Consider the following 16,603-nt stretch of genomic DNA (forward strand, 5'->3'; position numbering starts at 1 on the left):
GTAGCGGGTAGGTTTCCGGGAGGTCAGCGACGGTACGGCGGCGAGGCGGACGATGACGGAGCGGGACGGCGGGGACGTGCACGCGACCCCCGAGCACGGGGACCCGCGGCCGCTCCCACCCGACCTCGAGGGCGAACCGCTCCTTGTCCGGCCGTATCTCGACGGTGATCCCGGAACGACCCGGGTGGACGATCTCGCGGAGACCTGGCCGGAGACGGCGTTCGCATCCCGAACGCATTCCTCGCTCCCCGTACCGGAACCACTTCAAGCCGAAACAGTCGAACCCGCAGCGAACAGCTCACCCCCACGCCATCTCGCGGCGGCGTCCAGCGCTGTGTCCGAAGGGTCCCCGGCGCCGAGGCGGCGTGGCGCGTTGCTGATCGTCGGCGGTGCCGTAGCGCTGCTGACGGGCCTCGGCGTGGCCGGCGCCCTCGCGGCACTGCCCTCGGGCTCCGACCGCGGCCCGCAGGCCTTCACCGACGTCAGCCTTCCGCCCTATTCCACCCCGGCGACCGCCGCATCCTCGCCGTCCGCCACGCCCAGCCATGGGCCCACGACCGTCGGCACCTCACCGGCCACCACGCACAGCAGCCCGCCGCCCTCCCCGACCTCCGCACCGGCGCCCGCGACCACCCGGGCGACGACCGCCCCGCCCGCCGGCGCCGCGCCCGAGATCCGAGTGTCGAGCCCGGCGCCGACGCTCTCCGCCGTTCCGGAAGCCGACCGCACCGGCGCCATCACCGGCGCCGGCGGACTGTGTCTCGACCTCAACGGCGGGGTTCCGGCCGACGGCAACCACGTCCAGATGTACGAGTGCAACGGCACCGCCGCACAGATCTGGACCCTGACCAGCGAGGGCACCCTGCGCGTCGTCGGCAGGTGTGCCGGCCCGGTCGACGACGGCACGGTGCGCATCGCGGCCTGCGACGGACGGGCGGCGGCGCAGTGGCGGGCCGGTCCGAACCAGTCCCTGGTCAACGTCGCGATCGGCGGCTGCCTCACCGACCCCGCGAACGGCGCCGGCCCGGGTGCGGGCGTCCGCGTCGCCGGCTGTACCGGCGCCCCGGGCCAGCACTGGCGCCTACCATGACCCGGTGGTCCCGAGAATGACCCTTTCTCCGCGGCAGCAGGCGCTGGTGGACCGGTGGCTCCCCGGCGCGACCGTCGAGCGCGACCACAGCTGGGGCCTGGTGGGCACCGTCGTCCTCGAGGTGACCCATGCCGGGTCGCGCTTCATCGTGAAGGCCGGCGACGAGGACGACCACCACATCGCGCGGGAGCTCAACGCCCATCTCCACTGGCTGCGACCGTGGACGAGCAGGGGTCGCGCACCCGCCCTGGTGCACGGTGACCCGGACGCCAAAGTTCTCGTCACCCGCTACCTGCCCGGGGACCTTGTGCTCGGCAGCGAACACGCCGACGATCCCCGCATCTATCGGCAAGCGGGTGAGCTGCTGGCCCTCCTGCATGCCCAGGACGCCGTGAGGGACGACACCTACGAAGCGCGCGCGAACGAGAAGTCGTTGGCGTGGCTCGACGGCCCGCATCGGATCGCTGCTGCCACCGCAGAGCGCCTGCGAGCGGAGATCGCCGGCTGGCCGACCCCGCCCGTGACCCTGGTGCCGACCCACGGCGACTGGCAGCCCCGGAACTGGCTCGTTCACGACGGCGTCGTCGCCATCATCGACTTCGGGCGTGCGGCGTTGCGTCCGGCGCTGACGGACTTCGCTCGCCTGGCCGTGCAGGAATTCCGCCAGGCCCCGACACTCGAGGCGGCCTTTCTCGACGGGTACGGAGGGGATCCTCGCGAGGCGGGCTTGTGGCACCGCAACCGGGTACGCGAGGCGATCGGCACCGCCGCGTGGGCGTACCGGGTGGGCGACGAGGCCTTCGAAGCCCAGGGCCACCGGATGATCGCCGAGGCGCTGTCCCCTCAGAAGGACCGGTCCGGCGGCAACGCCTGGTAGGCGGGTCTGAGGATCTCGGCGAGCGGCATCCCGGCGTACGTCAGCGGTGGCGGGTCGAGCTGGTCGAGCAGCAGGTCCGGGCGCAGCACCGGCGGGGCAGGGTGCGGTGCGGTGGGCGTACCGGAGCTCCAGAAGTCCTCCAGCAGACCGAGACCCGCGTCGGCGGGCTCGTCCGGCGCGGAGATCGCGTCCGCCACGTGGACCGAGGTGCTGCGCAGGTCGCTCAGCCGCGTCAGCAGCTCGTCGCGGCCGCGGCCACGCCAGGCGAACACGCCGAACGGGTCGGTGTCGAACGACGCGGCCAGGGCGTAACAGGTCGCTGCGAGGTGGACGCACGGCATCGGCCAGCGTTCGCAGCTGCAGTCCATCGCCACCTCGTCGAGCGACAGGGGCAGCAGGGTCAGGCCGGCGTCGCGGAAGACGGTGTCGATGTCGGCGGGCATACGACCGGCGAGCAGGTCGGCGACGTAGCGGGCCTGGGCCGCGAGGTCGGCTTCCACGCGGGACCATTCGGCGGCACCGAACGCCCGGACGGCGATGCGGGCCCGGTAGGCGTGGACGTCGTCCGGGCCGCGGACCTGAGCGGTGACCAGGCTGCTGGAGATCGTCAGGCTGCGGACGTGGCCGGCGCGGGCGTCCCGGCGGCCGCGGGCGAAGGTGGGTGCCATCCGCAGCGCCTCGAACATCGCCACGAACGGCTGGGCGAACCGGTCAGTCACCGACGGCCTCCGGATCCAGCGCGGTCAGGTCGCGCAGCTCGTCGGTGGACAGGGTGGTCAGCCAGCCTTCGCCGTTGCCGACGACGCGCTCGGCGAGGACGCCCTTGTCGGCGATGAGGCGGTCGATACGCTCCTCCAGGGTGCCGAGGCAGACGAGGGTGTGGACCTGCACGTCACGCCGCTGTCCGATGCGGAAGGCCCGGTCCGTCGCCTGCGCCTCGGTCGCCGGGTTCCACCAGCGGTCGACGTGGACGACGTGGTTGGCGGCGGTGAGGTTGAGTCCCGTACCCCCGGCTTTGAGCGACAGCACGAACACGCCGGGCCGGCGGTCGTCCTGGAACGCCGCCACCATGTCGTCCCGCGCCCCTCGCGGGGTGCCGCCGTGCAGGTAGCGCACCGGCACCCCGAAGCGGGCGGAGAGGTGAGGGACGAGCATGGACCCGAACCGCGCGAACTGCGTGAAGCACAGCACGCTCTCGCGCTCGGCGAGGGCGGCGTCGAGGATCTCCTCGAGGCGTTCCAGCTTGCCGGAGCGCCCCGGCAACGGGGAGCCGTCGCCGAGCAGCTGGGCCGGGTGGTTGCAGACCTGCTTCAGCTTGGTCATCGCCGCCAGGACCAGGCCTTTGCGCCGGGTCTCGGTGGTCTCCTTGAGCCGCAGCATCATGTCGTCGAGCACCGCCCTGTACAGGGTGGCCTGCTCGGCGGTGAGCCCGCACAGGTGCCGGGTGTGGCGCTTGTCGGGCAGATCGTCGATGACGGCCGGGTCCGCCTTGACCCGGCGCAGCAGGAAGGGCCGGGTGGCGTGCCGCAGCCGGCCGGCGGCTTCCTCGTCGGCGTACCGCTCGATCGGCACCGCGTACCGGTTGCGGAACGTGTGCGCGCTGCCCAGCAGCCCGGGATTGAGGAAGTCGAGGATGGACCAGAGCTCGGCCAGGCGGTTCTCCACGGGCGTACCGGTCAGCGCGACCCGGCTGCGGGCCTTGAGGCGGCGGACCGCCTTCGCCGCCCCACCGGAACTGTTCTTGATGTGCTGCGCCTCGTCGAGCACCACCCGGTCCCAGGTCACACCGGCCAGCGCGTCCGCGTCCCGGGTGGCGGTCGCATAGGTGGTGAGCACGACGTCGGCCCCGTCGGCGAGGTCCGCGGGATCCGGCCGGTCAGCGCCGTGCAGCACCTTCACCCGCAGCGACGGCGCGAACCGGGCCGCCTCCCGCTGCCAGTTGCCGAGCACCGACAGCGGGCAGATCAGCAGCGTCGGCCCGCTGCGGCGATGCAGCAGCAGCGCCAGCAGCTGCACCGTCTTGCCCAGGCCCATGTCGTCGGCCAGGCAGCTGCCCAGCCCCAGACCGTCGAGAAAGGCCAACCACGAGAAACCCCGTCTCTGGTACGGCCTGAGCACCCCCATCAGGTCCGCAGGAGCCTCCCGCAGCTCGAGCCGCTCCCCCAGCCGCCCGGAGAGCAGGTCGGCGACCCACCCCCGCCCCCGCACCTCGGTGACCGGCAGCGGCACCTCCTCCGGCGGCAGCAACCGGACCAGCCGCAACGCGTCCCCGGCGGTCATGGTGCCGCCGCCCCGCCGCAGGAACTCGAGCCCGGCGCGCAACCGCTCGGCATCGAGGTAGACCCACCGGCCCCGCAGCCGCACCAACGGCACCTTCACCCGAGCCAGCTCGGCAAGCTCCGTCTCGGTGAGCACCCGCCCGCCGAGCGACAGCCCCCAGTTGTAGCCCACGATGGTGGCAAGATCGGCGGCCTCGTCCCGCAGCACCGGGGCGACGGCCTCGGGCGTGCGAACCTCCAGCGCCAGCCCGAGCCGCTGCGGCTCCCGCCACCACGCCGGCAGCAGGACGCCGAAGCCGGCCTGCTCGAGCAGCGCGGCCCGCCCGAGGAACCGGTGAGCACCCTCGGTGTCGAGCACGAGCTCGGTCGGCCGGGCCATCCGCAGCGCGGCGTCCAGCTCACCGAAGAGCCGCGAAGCCCGGCCGAGCCCGGCGATGAGCCGCTCCTGAGGCCGATGCGTCCACCGCCGCAGCGGCGCGACGGCATCGCGCCACACATCGGCGGCGGGCACGAGCAGACTCGGCTCGTCGACCGGCTGCAGCAGAAACTCCAGCAGCCACGCGTCGGGCGCGGCGTCCTGTCCGGTCACCTCCGCGGCCAACGTGGCGTCGGCGCCCACCGCGGCACCCGCGGCAGCCGCGGATGTCTTGGCGTCGGCGGCCGTCGTGGCGTCAGGCACGGTGGTCGCGTCGGGTTCGTCGGGCTCCAATTCGTCGAGGTGGCTCAGCCGGAACACGACCCGGACCGCGGCCCCGCTGCTCGCCTCGGTGTGCCACTGATCCAGCGCGTCCGCGACCGCGTCGAGCGAACCCCGACCGGCTGCCACGGTGGGGTCGTCAGCGGTGAGGGCCGCCAGCCAGGGCGCCCCGGAGAGCGTCACGCCCGCCTCGGCCAGCCGGGTGCGCACCAGCCCGTCGACCAGGCGCTCCAGCGCGCCGTGCAGCGCGTCCACGGCGGGGAGGCCGTCGATCTCACCGGGCCGTGCCCGTTCGGCACGGCAGGCCGCCGGCATCGCCTCGACCAGTTCACCGTGGCGTACGGCGTCCGGGCCCGTCAGCACCGGCCGCCACCAGGCCCGGACGTCCTGCGCATCGGCGCGCACGGCCGGAAGCACCCGCCCGCGGGCGACCAGGTCCGCGGCGAAGGCACAGATGTCGGCCAGATACTCCAGTGACGGAGCGGGCCGCGCACCCAGCTCGTCGGCGAGATCCGTCGTCACGAACGGAACCGTGGCCGCAGGCACCCGCCATGGCCGCAACCGGGGCGAGCCTCGCCGAGGAGCCAGCCCGAGATGCGGAGACGGCAACGGCCCCGCCGAGGTGGACGGAAGCAGCAACGTCGAGATCCGCGGCTCACCCGGCGCGGCTCGTGCCCGCGGATGCAGACCCCGCTGGGTGCCACCGTCCTGACCGGTGGCGGTCTCGATCCAGAGGGAGAGGGCTCCGTCCCGGCTGATGAAGCCGTGCAGCACGCTCACCGTTGCGGGCGCCGGGCCGGTCATGCGATCTGCCAGGCGATGTCGGGCGGCCGCACCCGGGCGCACCGTGGGCCGCCGTCCGGGCCGGTGAGACCGAGCCGCCCGACCAGCACCCCGGCGCCGTCATGGGCCGCACGCAGCATGGTGGTGGGGACGTCGGCGAACATGAGCTTGGCCCGCCGGAACATGGCGAACGCCTCGCCGTCGACGGCTCCCCAGCTCAGATAGAGGAAGCGTGCACCGGGGCGGCCGTGCACGTAGGGGCCGCCCACGTCGAGGAGGTCGTCGACCTCGCGGCTGGTCACCTCGAACGTCCAGACCGCCGCCTCGGCGTCGGCCGGGTAACGGTCGACGACCTGGGTCTTGCGCTGGACGCCGACGTGCACGTTCCCGAGCCGCAGGGTGTCGGCCTCGGCGCCGCCGCGGCGTCCGGGGAGGTCCTCGCCCTCGATCCTGATGTGCACGCCCTGAACTCTAGGCGGACCCTCCGACACTTCCGGACCCGCCGACGCAGCACCGACGGGGCGGACGACGGAGTCGTTTTGCCGGGCCGGTTCCGAATCCTCCGCAGACAGCGACTTCCATCAAAGTCCAAAACATTTCGGAACATTGACAGTGATAATCCGGGGCGAGCACTCTTCCGGCCATGGGAGCGCTTTCATGCGCTCGGTCCGAACCCTTCGAGGAGCGAAAACGTGGCGATGTCGTCCCTGCGGCGTGCGCGCCGGCTACGCGCCGGCGCGGCTGTCCTGGCACTCACGGCGGTCCTGCCGCTCACGGCGACAGCGGCCGACGCGGCAAGCCCGGCAAAGGCGTCCACCACCGCGACGGTCGCCAAGGCGCAGCCGACAAGCCTCGGGCGCCACCCGGCCGGGCGCCGCACCACCTTCTACACGCCACCACCCAACCCGGGGGCCGTCGACCAGATCGCCGCGCTCAAGGCTCAGGGCCGCCGGCCCCTCGCCCGCAAGCTCGCCTCCATGACCGAGACGCCGCAGGCGGTCTGGCTCACCAAGTACGAGGGCAGCGAGCTCACCCGCGTCGTCCGCACCCACGTCCGCAAGGCAGCACGCCAGCACAGCACGCCGGTGTTCGTGGCCTACAACGTGCCGTTCCGCGACTGCGGTGCCTACTCCTCCGGAGGCGCGCGCACCGTCGCCGAGTACAAGGCGTGGATCGACGCTTTCGCCGCCGGCATCGGCAACACCCGGGCCGCCGTCATGCTGGAGCCGGACAGTCTCGGCATCATCCCCTGGTACACCGACATCAACGGCAACGCCGAATGGTGCAAGCCCGCCGAGGCCGACCCGGCCACCGCCCAGCAGGACCGGTTCACGATGCTGAACTACGCGGTGGACCGGTTCAAGGCGCTCCGGCGGACCAGCGTCTACCTGGACGGCACCAACAGCAACTGGCTCAGCTCCGGCGACGCCGCCGACCGCCTGGTCCGCGCCGGCGTGCTGCGGGCCGACGGCTTCTTCCTCAACGTCTCCAACTTCGAGGCGACGCCGCGGCTGCTGAAGTACGGCAGCTGGATCTCCAAGTGCGTCCACTACGGCACCCGGGTCGCGCCGGGCCGGTTCCGGGACTGTGCCAGCCAGTACTACCCGGCCGACCCCGCCGACTTCAGCACCTGGACGCGCAGCGACGCCTGGTACGACGCCAACGTCGGCACCGTCTCCCCGGACGAGCTCCCGCACTTCGTCCTCGACACCAGCCGCAACGGCCAGGGCTCCTGGACCCCGCCGGCGGGTACGGCGTGGCCGGACCCGATGACGTGGTGCAACCCGCCCGACCGTGGACTCGGAATGCGGCCGACCACCCGCACCGGAGACCCGCTCGCCGACGCCTTCCTCTGGATCAAGATTCCGGGCGAGTCGGACGGCCAGTGTGACCGCGGCACCGGAACCGGCCTTGACCCGGCGCGCGGGAACACGGCCGACCCGGCCGCGGGCGCCTGGTTCCCGGCCCAGGCCGTGGAGCTGGTCCAACTGGCGAACCCGCCCCTGCGCTGACCGGCGAAACGGCCGACGACCGACGACCGAACGAAACCTGACCGGCGAACGGGCCGGCGCCTGGAGCGGGAAGGCTCCGAGAGCGCCGGCCCAGCCGGTCGAGAGGTCAGCCGTGATCGCGCAGCCAGGCGTCGATGAGCCCGCCGAAATGCCCGAGGAACCGCTCGTGCTCGTGCGGCGGGTACATCGCGCGCACCGTCTCCGTGAGCAGCGACCGGAACTCCGGCGAGCCGACCCACTCGTGCACCATCTCGTCGACGTGCGACAGGTGCTTCTCGCAGAACTCCTCGTACTTGTCGATCTCGAAGTAGTCGTCCGCGAGCTTGCGGTAGGCGCCGAGCTTCTCCTGGTACGACAGCCCGGGGTCGTCGGCGACGGCGAAGTACGCGGACGAGTCCATGTCCAGCCGCGGTTTGCGCCCGGTGACCACGCAGAAGACGGTCCAGCGCAGCAGGGCGGTCATCGCCCACGGGAAGTAGTAGTGCAGCGACGTGACGGCCACGTCCGGGCAGGCGTTGGCGTAGTCGATGGGGTGCACCTCGTCGCCCTTGACCAGCGACTCGCACGAGTTGAACTCCCAGCGGAAGAACGCGTTGACCAGCCGGGAGATGGTGACCACCTCGTCGCCCACCTGAGGGCTGAGGAAGTCGTGGTCGACCGCGTACCGCTCGTGCATCGGCAGCTCGGGGCGGAACTTCATCACCATGGTCTCGGGGCCGATGGTGAGCGAGCGGGCGAACACGTCGTAGTCCTCGACGGCGGCCTGCAGGTGCATGAGCCGCTCGCCGGAGGCGTCGTACGCCGCGTGCAGCTCCTCCGGGTTGCGGATCTTGGAGACGCCGACCCAGGCCCCGCCGTCGTACGGCTTCATGAACATCGGGTAGCCGATCGACTCGGCCAGCGTCTCGAGGTTGAACGGCTGGTTGTAGCGGGCCGAGGTGTACGCGTACCGCGAGTTGTCCAGCGGGTTCTTGAACGGCACGAGGACCGTCTCCGGCACCTTGAGCCCGAGCCGCAGCATCGCGCAGTAGGCGGCGTGCTTCTCCATGGACTGGAACGTGAACGGGCTGTTGAGCAGGTACACGTCGTCCATCAGCGCGGCCTTCTTGAGCCATTCGCGCGGGTGGTAGTACCAGTAGGCGAGCCGGTCGATGACCAGGTCGTGCTGCGGGCGGTAGCGCAGGTTGAACGGCTCGATGGTGACCCGCACGCTGCGGATCCGGTGGCTGCGCCCGGCGTCGTCGGTGATGGCGCCGACCCGCCGCAGCAGCGCCTCGTACGCCCGCGGCCAGTCGTCCTCGGTGCCCAGCAGCAGTCCGATGGTGTGCTCGACGTCGGCCATTGGCGCCTCCTCGCTAGTTGAACACCTTCTGCAGCAGCGTCGTGAGCTGCGGGTCGAGCGCGTCGCGCCAGGCGGTCCAGTTGTGCACGTCCGGCACCTCCGCGAACGACACGGCGTACCCGTGATCTCGCAACGCACGCGCCATGTCCCTGTTGTTGGCCAGGTTCTCCTCCACGGTGCCGCACGTGAGCGCAACCGGCACGCCGGGGCCGTCATCGGCGCGGATCACGCGGCCGGTGAACCGTACGATCCGCAGGTAGCGGCGGAAGCCGGACTCCTGCCGGTCGTAGCGGGGCTGGAAGAAGCTGCCGGACTGCAGGAAGAGACCGCCGAAACCGGCCGGGTGCCGGCGCTGGGCGTGCAGCATCGCGAGCGCGCCGAGGCTGGCGCCGATGCCGACGACGGGCCGGCCGGTGCCCAGCTCGGCGGCGATCTTCGGCAGGACGTCGCGGGCCAGGGCGCGGGCGTACGCGGGGCTGGCCGAGTACCACTCGAGCCGCTCCCCCGGCGGCAGCAGGACCAGGTGGTACGGCGGCACCCGCCCGGCGGCGATCATGGCGGCGCTGTACCGGCCGAGCTCGCCGTACCGGTGGTAGTCGGGCCCGTCGTGGGCGACGACGACCCGGTCGGTGGCGGCGTCCGGCGACCAGATCCGGGCCACCATCTCGCCGCGCACCGCGGGCAGCGGCAGGTACACGTCGCGCCACCGGCCGGCGCCGTGCGGCAGGTGCAGCCAGTCGGGCTCGCGGTAGTCGGGGCACCACAGCACCGACGCGTCACCCAGGCGGCGCGGGTTGTCGGGGTCGTCGACGGTCTCGGTGGTGCCGTCCGGGTAGCCGAGCGTGAGCCGGTACTCGAGGCGCTGCACCGCGGGCCGCGGCACCCGCAGCTCCCAGGCGCGCAGCTCGTCGAGGTAACGGAAGTCGCCGGACACCACGGACGACTCCAGGCGTACCGAAGTCAGCCGCCGGTCGTGGTCCCGCAGCCGGAACCCGAGCTCGGTGGACGTGCACCACGATCCCGCCACGGGTTCCATGACGGAACCTTAACCGCTCCGGGAGGGATCAGGGCGACGCCGGCGACAGCCCGAACATGTCGGCGAGGCCGGTGACGCGCAGCTGCCGGTGCACGAACTCGCTGGGATTGCGCAGCACGAACCGGGTGCCGGTCTCGCGGGCGGTGTTGTAGCCGGCGACCAGTGCACCGACGCCCTGCGAGTCCATGAAGGTCACGAAGGTGAGGTCGACGATCATCGTGGCCGGGCGCTCGGCGTGCAGCGTGCCCACCAGGGCGCTGCGCAGCGCGTCGACCGTGGCCGCGTCGAGCGTGCCGCGGACGTCCACCACGATGGCGCCGTCCGCCTGGCGCCGGGTGGTCATGACGGCCTCGCCCATGCATTCCGCCTTTCCGGGCATCGGAAGCCCGTAGGCCCACGGTACAACGCCCGAGTCGTCCACCGCAGGCTCCCGCACCAGGGCGTGAGCAGGGCGGACACCCAGTCCGGCGGAGTGTTACCGGCCGATTACCCGCCGCTGGGGCAGATCGGCAAGCGGAGCGGGCAAGTTTCCCGCATACCGCAGATCATCTTGCGGTCACCGCAGGTGGGGGACACGGTGACAACGGTGGTCATCTACATACGGACCGCCACCGGAGGAGGGGAGGTGGGCTGTGGCGACGAGCAGCAGCCAGAAGCCGGGCATCTTCGCGGTCCGCGACGTCCGGTCACTGATCACCGAGACCGCCGAGGAGGGGCACGGCCTGAAGAAGGCCGTCGGCCCCCTGCAGCTGACAGCCATGGGCGTCGGCGCGATCATCGGCACCGGCATCTTCGTCGTCATCGGCGAGGGCGCCGGGGTGGCCGGGCCGGCGGTGATCCTGTCCTTCGTCCTGGCGGCGGTGGCCTGCGCGTTCTCGGCGCTCTCGTACGCCGAGCTGGCCTCGTCGATCCCGGTCTCGGGCAGCGCGTACACCTACACCTACGCGACGCTCGGCGAGATCGTCGCGTGGATCATCGGCTGGGACCTGATCCTCGAGTACGGGGTCAGCGTCGCCGCCATCGCGGTCGGCTGGGGCGGCAACCTCAACGCGTTCCTGGACGCGGCGTTCGGCTACACCCTGCCGGACGCGATCGCCAAGTCGCCCGAGGACGGCGGCGTGTTCAACCTCCCGGCGGTCTTCATCGTCCTCGCCATCACGCTGCTGCTGGTCCGCGGCGTGACCGAGAGCGCCCGGGTCAACCTCGTCATGGTCGTGGTGAAGTTGACGGTGCTGCTGTTCTTCATCGTCGTGGCGTTCTTCAACTTCGGCACCGGCAACTTCCAGCCGTTCGCCCCGGACGGCATCGACGGGGTGACCGCCGCCGCGGCGATCATCTTCTTCGCGTACATCGGTTTCGACGCGGTCTCCACCGGCAGCGAGGAGGCGCGCAACCCGGCCAAGGACCTGCCGCTCGCCATCATCGGATCGCTGGTCATCTGCACGATCTTCTACGTGCTGACGGCCGTCGGCGCCATCGGCGTCGCCAGCCCGCAGCAGCTCGAGGGCAGCGACGCGCCACTGGCCGCGGCCCTCGACCAGGGCGCCGGCATCAGCTGGGCGGCGGGCATCCTCTCGCTCGGGGCGGTCGTCGCGATCACCAGCGTGGTCCTGGTCATCATGTACGGCCAGACGCGCATCTTCTTCGCCATGTGCCGCGACGGGCTGCTCCCCGAACGCCTGGCCACGGTCAACCAGCGTTACGGCACGCCCGCGAAGCTCACGATCGGCCTCGGCGTCCTGATCGCCATCCTCGCGGCCCTGGTACCGCTCTCGGAGATCGTCAAGCTCGTCAACATCGGTACGCTCTTCGCGTTCATCCTGGTCAACGTCGGCGTGATCATCCTGCGCCGGACCCGTCCGGACATGCCCCGGCCGTACCGGGTGCCGTGGTCGCCGGTGCTGCCCATCATCGGCGTGGCGTTCGCCATCTACCTGATGGCCGACCTGCCGGTCGACACCTGGATCCGGTTCGTCGTCTGGCTCGTCGTGGGCATGCTCATCTACTTCCTGTACGGCTACCGCAACTCGCGGCTGCGCCGGGAGCACCCGGAGGGGACACCGGGCTGGGCGCGTGAGGAGGGGGAGCAGCCGTGACCGCACCGGTGATCGTGGGCGTGGACGGCGGCGCGTCCGGAGAGGACGCCCTGGTGCTCGGACGCTGGGCGGCGTCGGTGCTCGGCGCCCCGCTGGTCGTCGCCGTCGTGCACCCGGCGCCGTCGGCGCTGGGCTCGGGCCGGGTCGACGCCGAGTGGGTCGCCGACCGGCACCGGGCGGCGGCGGCCGTGCTCGACGGCGCCCGGGCGGTGCTCGGCGACACCGACGAGGATCCGGTCGAGTACCGGACCGTGGCCTCCACGTCGGCGGCGCACGGGCTGCACGACCTCGCCGAGGAGCTCGAGGCCGAGACCATCGTGGTGGGTTCGGGACGGGCCGGCCCGCGGCACCGGCTCTTCGCCGGCAGCACGGCGGAGCGGCTCCTGGCCGGCAGCATGTGCCCGGTGGCCGTGGCGCCGGCAGGGATGGAAAAGCCGCCGGGAGCGCTCGGCCGCATCGGCGTGGCCTACGTGGACACCCCGGACGGGCGGGCGGCGCTGCAGGAGGCGGCGCGGCTGGCGGCGCGGACGGACACCCCGGTACGGCTCTACACGGTCGTGGCCGACAGTGATGCCACACTGCCGTTCCTCGTCGGCCAGGACGCCGAGCACGCCTTCCTCGACACCGCCCGGGAGACCTACGAGCAGGCGCTGACCCGGGCGGCCGAGTCCGTCGAGGGGGTTCAGGTGGACTGGGAGATCCGGGTCGGCGACGTGGTGGACCAGCTCGCCGAGCTCGACGACGTGGACGTGCTGTTCTGCGGCTCGCGCCGGTACGGCCCGGCGCGGCGGGTGCTGCTGGGCGGCGTCTCGGCCCGGCTGGTCCGCCGGGCGCGGCGCCCGGTCGTCGTGGTGCCGCGCAGCGGCTGACGTCAGGCCCGGTGGCGGCCGGGCCGTTCCTGGTACGCCGTCTGGTCGTCCGCGGGCAGCGCCACGTCGGTGGGGGCCTCGGCCGCGCGCTCGTCCCAGGCCGACACCGCGGAAGGGCGGGGCATCCGCGTGCCGAGGTCCGCCAGTGGCACGTACACCCGGGCGTCCACGGCCTCGGCGAGCAGGAGCGCGGCGACGAGCGCTGTGGGCCGCTCGGCGGGCTCACGGTGCAGGCACCGCGAGCACAGGTCGAGCACCTCGGGTGCCAGGCCCTCGATCTCGGGCAGCGGGTCCGGGTCACGGAAGCGCTGGGCGTGCACGAGCGCGGTGTTGGATTCGGCGTACCAGGGCAGCCGGCCGGACAGGCAGTGGTAGAGCAGCACGCCGAGGGCGTACATGTCCGAGGCGGGGGTGGCGGGGAGGCCGTCGAAGCGTTCCGGGGCGACGTAGGCGGGCGTACCCATGACCGGGCCGTCCGGGTCGGGGTCGTGGCTGCCGGCAGCGGCCGCGATGCCGAAGTCGAGCACCTTGGCCCCGGACGGGGTCAGCATGATGTTGGCGGGTTTGATGTCGCGGTGCACCACGTGCTCCGCGTGGGCGGCGGCCAGCGCCGCGGCCACCTCGGCGCAGATCCGCACGGCGATGCGCCAGTCCAGGCGGCCGGCGGTGAGGTGCTCGCTCAGCGTCTGGCCGTCCACCAGCTCCATCACGATGTACGGGACGTCGCGGTCCGGCGCGGGCGACGTGCCGAAGTCGTGCACCCCGGCGACGTTCGGGTGCGCGAGCCGGGCCGCGGAACGCGCCTCGGTCCGGACCAGGTCGACGCTGCTGACGTCGCCCAGGGTGCCCTCGACCGCGGGCGCCATGATCTTCACCGCGACGGGCCGGTCGAGCACCCGGTCGTGGCCCCGCCACACCTCGGACATCCCGCCGATCCCGATGCGCTGTACGAGCTGGTACCGCCCGCCCAGCGTGCGCATCGGCCACCCCCTGGCTCCCCGCGCGGCGCCCGCCCGCACCGCGATCCCCGCTCCCCTACCCGTGGTCCCGGCAGCACAAACGCCTCAGCGGTCGGTCCACCCCACAGGTGTCACGCGAGCATCACGATCAACTCGTCGAGGTCCTTGCCGGTGCCGACCCGCTCGGACACCGTGGCGGCGACGCGGCGGGTGAGCGTGCGGCGCAGGCCGGAGGGGCGCAGCACGGCCGGCCGCAGACGACCGGCCTCCCGGTGCACCGCGGCCTGGGCGGCGACGGCCGGCGCGATGGCCGGGAAGTCCATGTAGACGGCGCGGTTCTCCGGCGAGCCGAGGTAGGCGAACGGCCCCGAGCCGGCCAGCGGCTGCAACGGCGTACCCATCATCCCGATGTTGCGGTAGGCGCCGCGGTCCAGCATGGAGACGGCGTGCCGGACGTCGCGGCGACCGCCGACCACCAGGAAGGTGCGGTAGAGCAGCGAGCTGACGATGAGCGAGGACCGGCCGCCGCGGTAGGCGGGCAGCACCGCGAGCGTGGCGCAGTCCCAGACCAGGCCGCCGTCCATCCCGTGCGCGGCCAGGATCGTGTCGATGTCGACGCCGATGTGCTGCGGGGCGTCGTCGACGGTCTTGACGCCGCGCCCGGTGCTCTCGATCATGCGCGCCACCCCGGCGGGGATGCGGCGGCGGCGGTCGATGACGACGAAGAACAGGCTGTTCGCCTCGTAGGGCCCGTACTCGGCGGCCATGACCGCCGCGTCGTTACCGAAGGAGTGCTCGAAGATCTGCCGTTCGAGCGCCCGGCCGACGTCGGCCAGCTCGGTGTCGGGGCCCGCCACCGCGCAGACGAACCGTCCGCGGAGCTCGGGGTGCCCGGCCAGGAAGTTCCCGGTGATCCGGCGTGCCTGCGCCGGGGCCAGCTCGTAGCGGGTACGGGTCGTGGCGGTCACGGCTCAGAACTCCTTGGCGACGATCTCGGTGGTCCGGAAGTAGTCACGGGTGAAGTCGATGACCGTCCGCGGGTCGAACGCCTTGCAGGTGTAGATGTCCACGCTGAAGAACGAGATCGGGCGCTCCCAGGAGTAGAAGTGCGCCCCGGACGTCTCCCAGTGGATCCAGCCGGCCCAGCCGTACAGCTCGCTGACGTGGGTCACGGGCTCGATGATCGTGACCATGTCGGTGACGTCCGAGAGCTTGCGCAAGTAGTCCTTGATGTGTGCGTCGGTGATCACGAACGTCGGGTACCCCTCGACGACCATGCGCTGGCGGTGGATGGTCGGGGCGAGGTCCTTGAAGTCGAGCATTGCTTCCTCACGGGGGTGCGACGACGGGCAGACAGCAACCCTCCGTTTCGGGAGCCCGGTGGGAGTTGTTCGGAAATGTGAACTCCGCCTCACCGCTCGCCGCACAAACATGGCGGAGCCCGTCCTTGTGGGACGGGCTCCGCCACAGGCGGTCACTCGATGTCGCCACCGCCGATTTTGATGGCGGGCGCGGGAGGACCGGGAGTTATGGGATGACGGTAGGCGAAGTGGATCACAGCCGATGCCTCGGGGGTGGCGCGGGTGACGCCGCTCTCACCGGGCTACCGGTCAGTAGGCAAGCTCCGTGCGCAGGTCGTGAGCGCCGTCGGCGCGGGTCGCCTCGTAGTAGATGCGCCGGCGCCCGTCGGGCAGCGACACCAGGCTCAGGTAGCGCAGCCCGTTCGGGGCGTGCGGGCTGCCGAGCGGCTCGCCGTCCTCGGCGGTCAGCTCGCCGAAGCTGCCGTCGGGCAGGCGGACGCCCCGGGCCACACCGGTGCGCTCCTCCCAGTTCTCCCCCGCCGTCGCCCGGCCGTCGTACGCGGCCAGGATCGTGTCCCCCTCGACGGAGATCGAGGACACCCGCACGCCACGCGCGTCCCACTGGCCCGGGCGACCGGCGAGCGCCGTGCCGCGCCAGGTCCAGTGCACGCCGTCGGGGCTGGTCGCGTACTCGGTGGTCATCCGGTCCGCGTCGTCCCAGGACTCGAGGGGGTGCACCGATGCCCAGAGGTGCCACCCGTGCTCGTCGTGGTGCAGCACCGGGTCCTTGACGCCCACCGTCTCGTCGCCGGCCAGCACGGTCCGGGCCGGCGCGGTCTCCAGCCCCTCCGGGGTGTCGGCCTCGAGCAGGTCGACCCGCCAGTGCTTGGTGCCCGGGGTGGCGGCACTGACATAGAGCCGCCACCGGCCCTCGGGCGTCCGCACGAGGGCCGGGCGCTCGAGCGACTCGGCGCCGAACCGGTCCTTGTCGACCGTGGCCACGACGGTGAAGTTCACGCCGTCGCTGGAGCGCGCCACGACGTTGGAGATGCCGCGCCCCTCACCGATCGGCAGCCGAAGACGGTACGCAAGGTAGATGTCACCCTCGGCTACGATCGAGGACGGTGCGCCCGCCCACGCTCCCGGTTCGTCACCGGGCGGCTCGACCACCACCGTCGAGTCCTCCCAGCGAGGCAGCGACAGGGTGTGGGTTCCGATGGACAAGGCGGCTCCGTTTCGTGGCGTCGGCGGCACAGCGAAGA

15 protein-coding genes are annotated in these 16,603 nt (G+C 72.3%); 5 read left to right on the forward strand and 10 right to left on the reverse strand.

The features are described 5' to 3' along the window. Positions 1 to 373: 373 nt before the first annotated feature. Positions 374 to 1,090, forward strand: coding sequence for an RICIN domain-containing protein (locus tag AB0J80_RS26515; protein WP_364709923.1), 717 nt, complete (start codon positions 374 to 376; stop codon positions 1,088 to 1,090). A 16-nt stretch (positions 1,091 to 1,106) separates the two neighbouring features. Next, positions 1,107 to 1,967, forward strand: a complete 861-nt coding sequence (locus AB0J80_RS26520) for a phosphotransferase (RefSeq protein ID WP_364709925.1) — start codon at positions 1,107 to 1,109, stop codon at positions 1,965 to 1,967. Here the strand turns inward: AB0J80_RS26520 and AB0J80_RS26525 are convergent. Genes AB0J80_RS26525 through AB0J80_RS26535 form a run of 3 tightly spaced genes read right to left on the reverse strand, consistent with a single transcriptional unit; the run spans position 1,934 to position 6,187 of the window. After that, the gene (locus tag AB0J80_RS26525) at positions 1,934 to 2,686 is read right to left on the reverse strand and encodes a hypothetical protein (protein ID WP_364709928.1); all 753 of its coding nucleotides are present in this window, start codon (positions 2,684 to 2,686) and stop codon (positions 1,934 to 1,936) included. The two genes, AB0J80_RS26520 and AB0J80_RS26525, sit on opposite strands and share 34 nt — an antisense overlap. Beyond that, on the reverse strand, positions 2,679 to 5,747 hold the full coding sequence (locus AB0J80_RS26530) for a DEAD/DEAH box helicase (RefSeq protein ID WP_364709931.1): 3,069 nt from the start codon (positions 5,745 to 5,747) through the stop codon (positions 2,679 to 2,681). The genes AB0J80_RS26525 and AB0J80_RS26530 overlap by 8 nt, the downstream gene beginning before the upstream one ends. Continuing rightward, positions 5,744 to 6,187, reverse strand: a complete 444-nt coding sequence (locus AB0J80_RS26535; protein WP_364709933.1) for a DUF5990 family protein — start codon at positions 6,185 to 6,187, stop codon at positions 5,744 to 5,746. Before AB0J80_RS26535 ends, AB0J80_RS26530 begins: the two co-directional genes overlap by 4 nt. Positions 6,188 to 6,418: 231 nt before the next feature. Here AB0J80_RS26535 and AB0J80_RS26540 point away from each other — a divergent pair, with 231 nt between their 5' ends. Beyond that, positions 6,419 to 7,738 carry a glycoside hydrolase family 6 protein gene (locus tag AB0J80_RS26540; RefSeq protein ID WP_364709935.1) on the forward strand — a complete coding sequence of 440 codons (1,320 nt, stop codon included), beginning with the start codon at positions 6,419 to 6,421 and terminating at the stop codon, positions 7,736 to 7,738. 106 nt (positions 7,739 to 7,844) lie between these two features. Here AB0J80_RS26540 and AB0J80_RS26545 read toward each other — a convergent pair whose 3' ends face one another. Genes AB0J80_RS26545 through AB0J80_RS26555 form a run of 3 tightly spaced genes read right to left on the reverse strand, consistent with a single transcriptional unit; the run spans position 7,845 to position 10,474 of the window. Beyond that, entirely contained in the window at positions 7,845 to 9,080 is a 1,236-nt protein-coding gene (locus AB0J80_RS26545) for a hypothetical protein (RefSeq protein ID WP_364709936.1), read from the reverse strand. A gap of 13 nt (positions 9,081 to 9,093) precedes the next feature. Next, positions 9,094 to 10,116: an alpha/beta hydrolase-fold protein gene (locus tag AB0J80_RS26550; RefSeq protein ID WP_364709939.1), complete on the reverse strand. Its 1,023-nt coding sequence runs from the start codon at positions 10,114 to 10,116 to the stop codon at positions 9,094 to 9,096. A 28-nt stretch (positions 10,117 to 10,144) separates the two neighbouring features. Continuing rightward, positions 10,145 to 10,474: an STAS domain-containing protein gene (locus AB0J80_RS26555; protein ID WP_364709941.1), complete on the reverse strand. Its 330-nt coding sequence runs from the start codon at positions 10,472 to 10,474 to the stop codon at positions 10,145 to 10,147. A gap of 274 nt (positions 10,475 to 10,748) precedes the next feature. Here AB0J80_RS26555 and AB0J80_RS26560 point away from each other — a divergent pair, with 274 nt between their 5' ends. Both AB0J80_RS26560 and AB0J80_RS26565 read left to right on the forward strand, forming a co-directional pair. After that, a complete protein-coding gene (locus AB0J80_RS26560) occupies positions 10,749 to 12,212 on the forward strand; it encodes an amino acid permease (RefSeq protein ID WP_364709943.1) in 1,464 nt (487 codons plus the stop codon). After that, a complete protein-coding gene (locus AB0J80_RS26565; RefSeq protein WP_364709944.1) occupies positions 12,209 to 13,081 on the forward strand; it encodes a universal stress protein in 873 nt (290 codons plus the stop codon). The genes AB0J80_RS26560 and AB0J80_RS26565 overlap by 4 nt, the downstream gene beginning before the upstream one ends. Positions 13,082 to 13,083: 2 nt before the next feature. Here AB0J80_RS26565 and AB0J80_RS26570 read toward each other — a convergent pair whose 3' ends face one another. From AB0J80_RS26570 to AB0J80_RS26585, 4 genes are all read right to left on the reverse strand, one after another. After that, positions 13,084 to 14,061 (reverse strand): serine/threonine-protein kinase, encoded by a 978-nt coding sequence (locus AB0J80_RS26570; RefSeq protein WP_364709946.1) that lies wholly within the window; start codon positions 14,059 to 14,061, stop codon positions 13,084 to 13,086. Between the two features lie 110 nt (positions 14,062 to 14,171). After that, positions 14,172 to 15,008 (reverse strand): hypothetical protein, encoded by an 837-nt coding sequence (locus AB0J80_RS26575; protein WP_364709948.1) that lies wholly within the window; start codon positions 15,006 to 15,008, stop codon positions 14,172 to 14,174. Positions 15,009 to 15,011: 3 nt separating this feature from the next. Continuing rightward, entirely contained in the window at positions 15,012 to 15,362 is a 351-nt protein-coding gene (locus AB0J80_RS26580) for an S-adenosylmethionine decarboxylase (RefSeq protein ID WP_364709950.1), read from the reverse strand. Positions 15,363 to 15,650: 288 nt separating this feature from the next. Then, positions 15,651 to 16,565, reverse strand: a complete 915-nt coding sequence (locus AB0J80_RS26585) for a hypothetical protein (protein ID WP_364709952.1) — start codon at positions 16,563 to 16,565, stop codon at positions 15,651 to 15,653. Positions 16,566 to 16,603 lie beyond the last annotated feature (38 nt).

This window comes from Actinoplanes sp. NPDC049548, from assembly GCF_040676695.1.
In the GTDB taxonomy this organism is placed as follows: Bacteria; Actinomycetota; Actinomycetes; order Mycobacteriales; family Micromonosporaceae; genus Actinoplanes.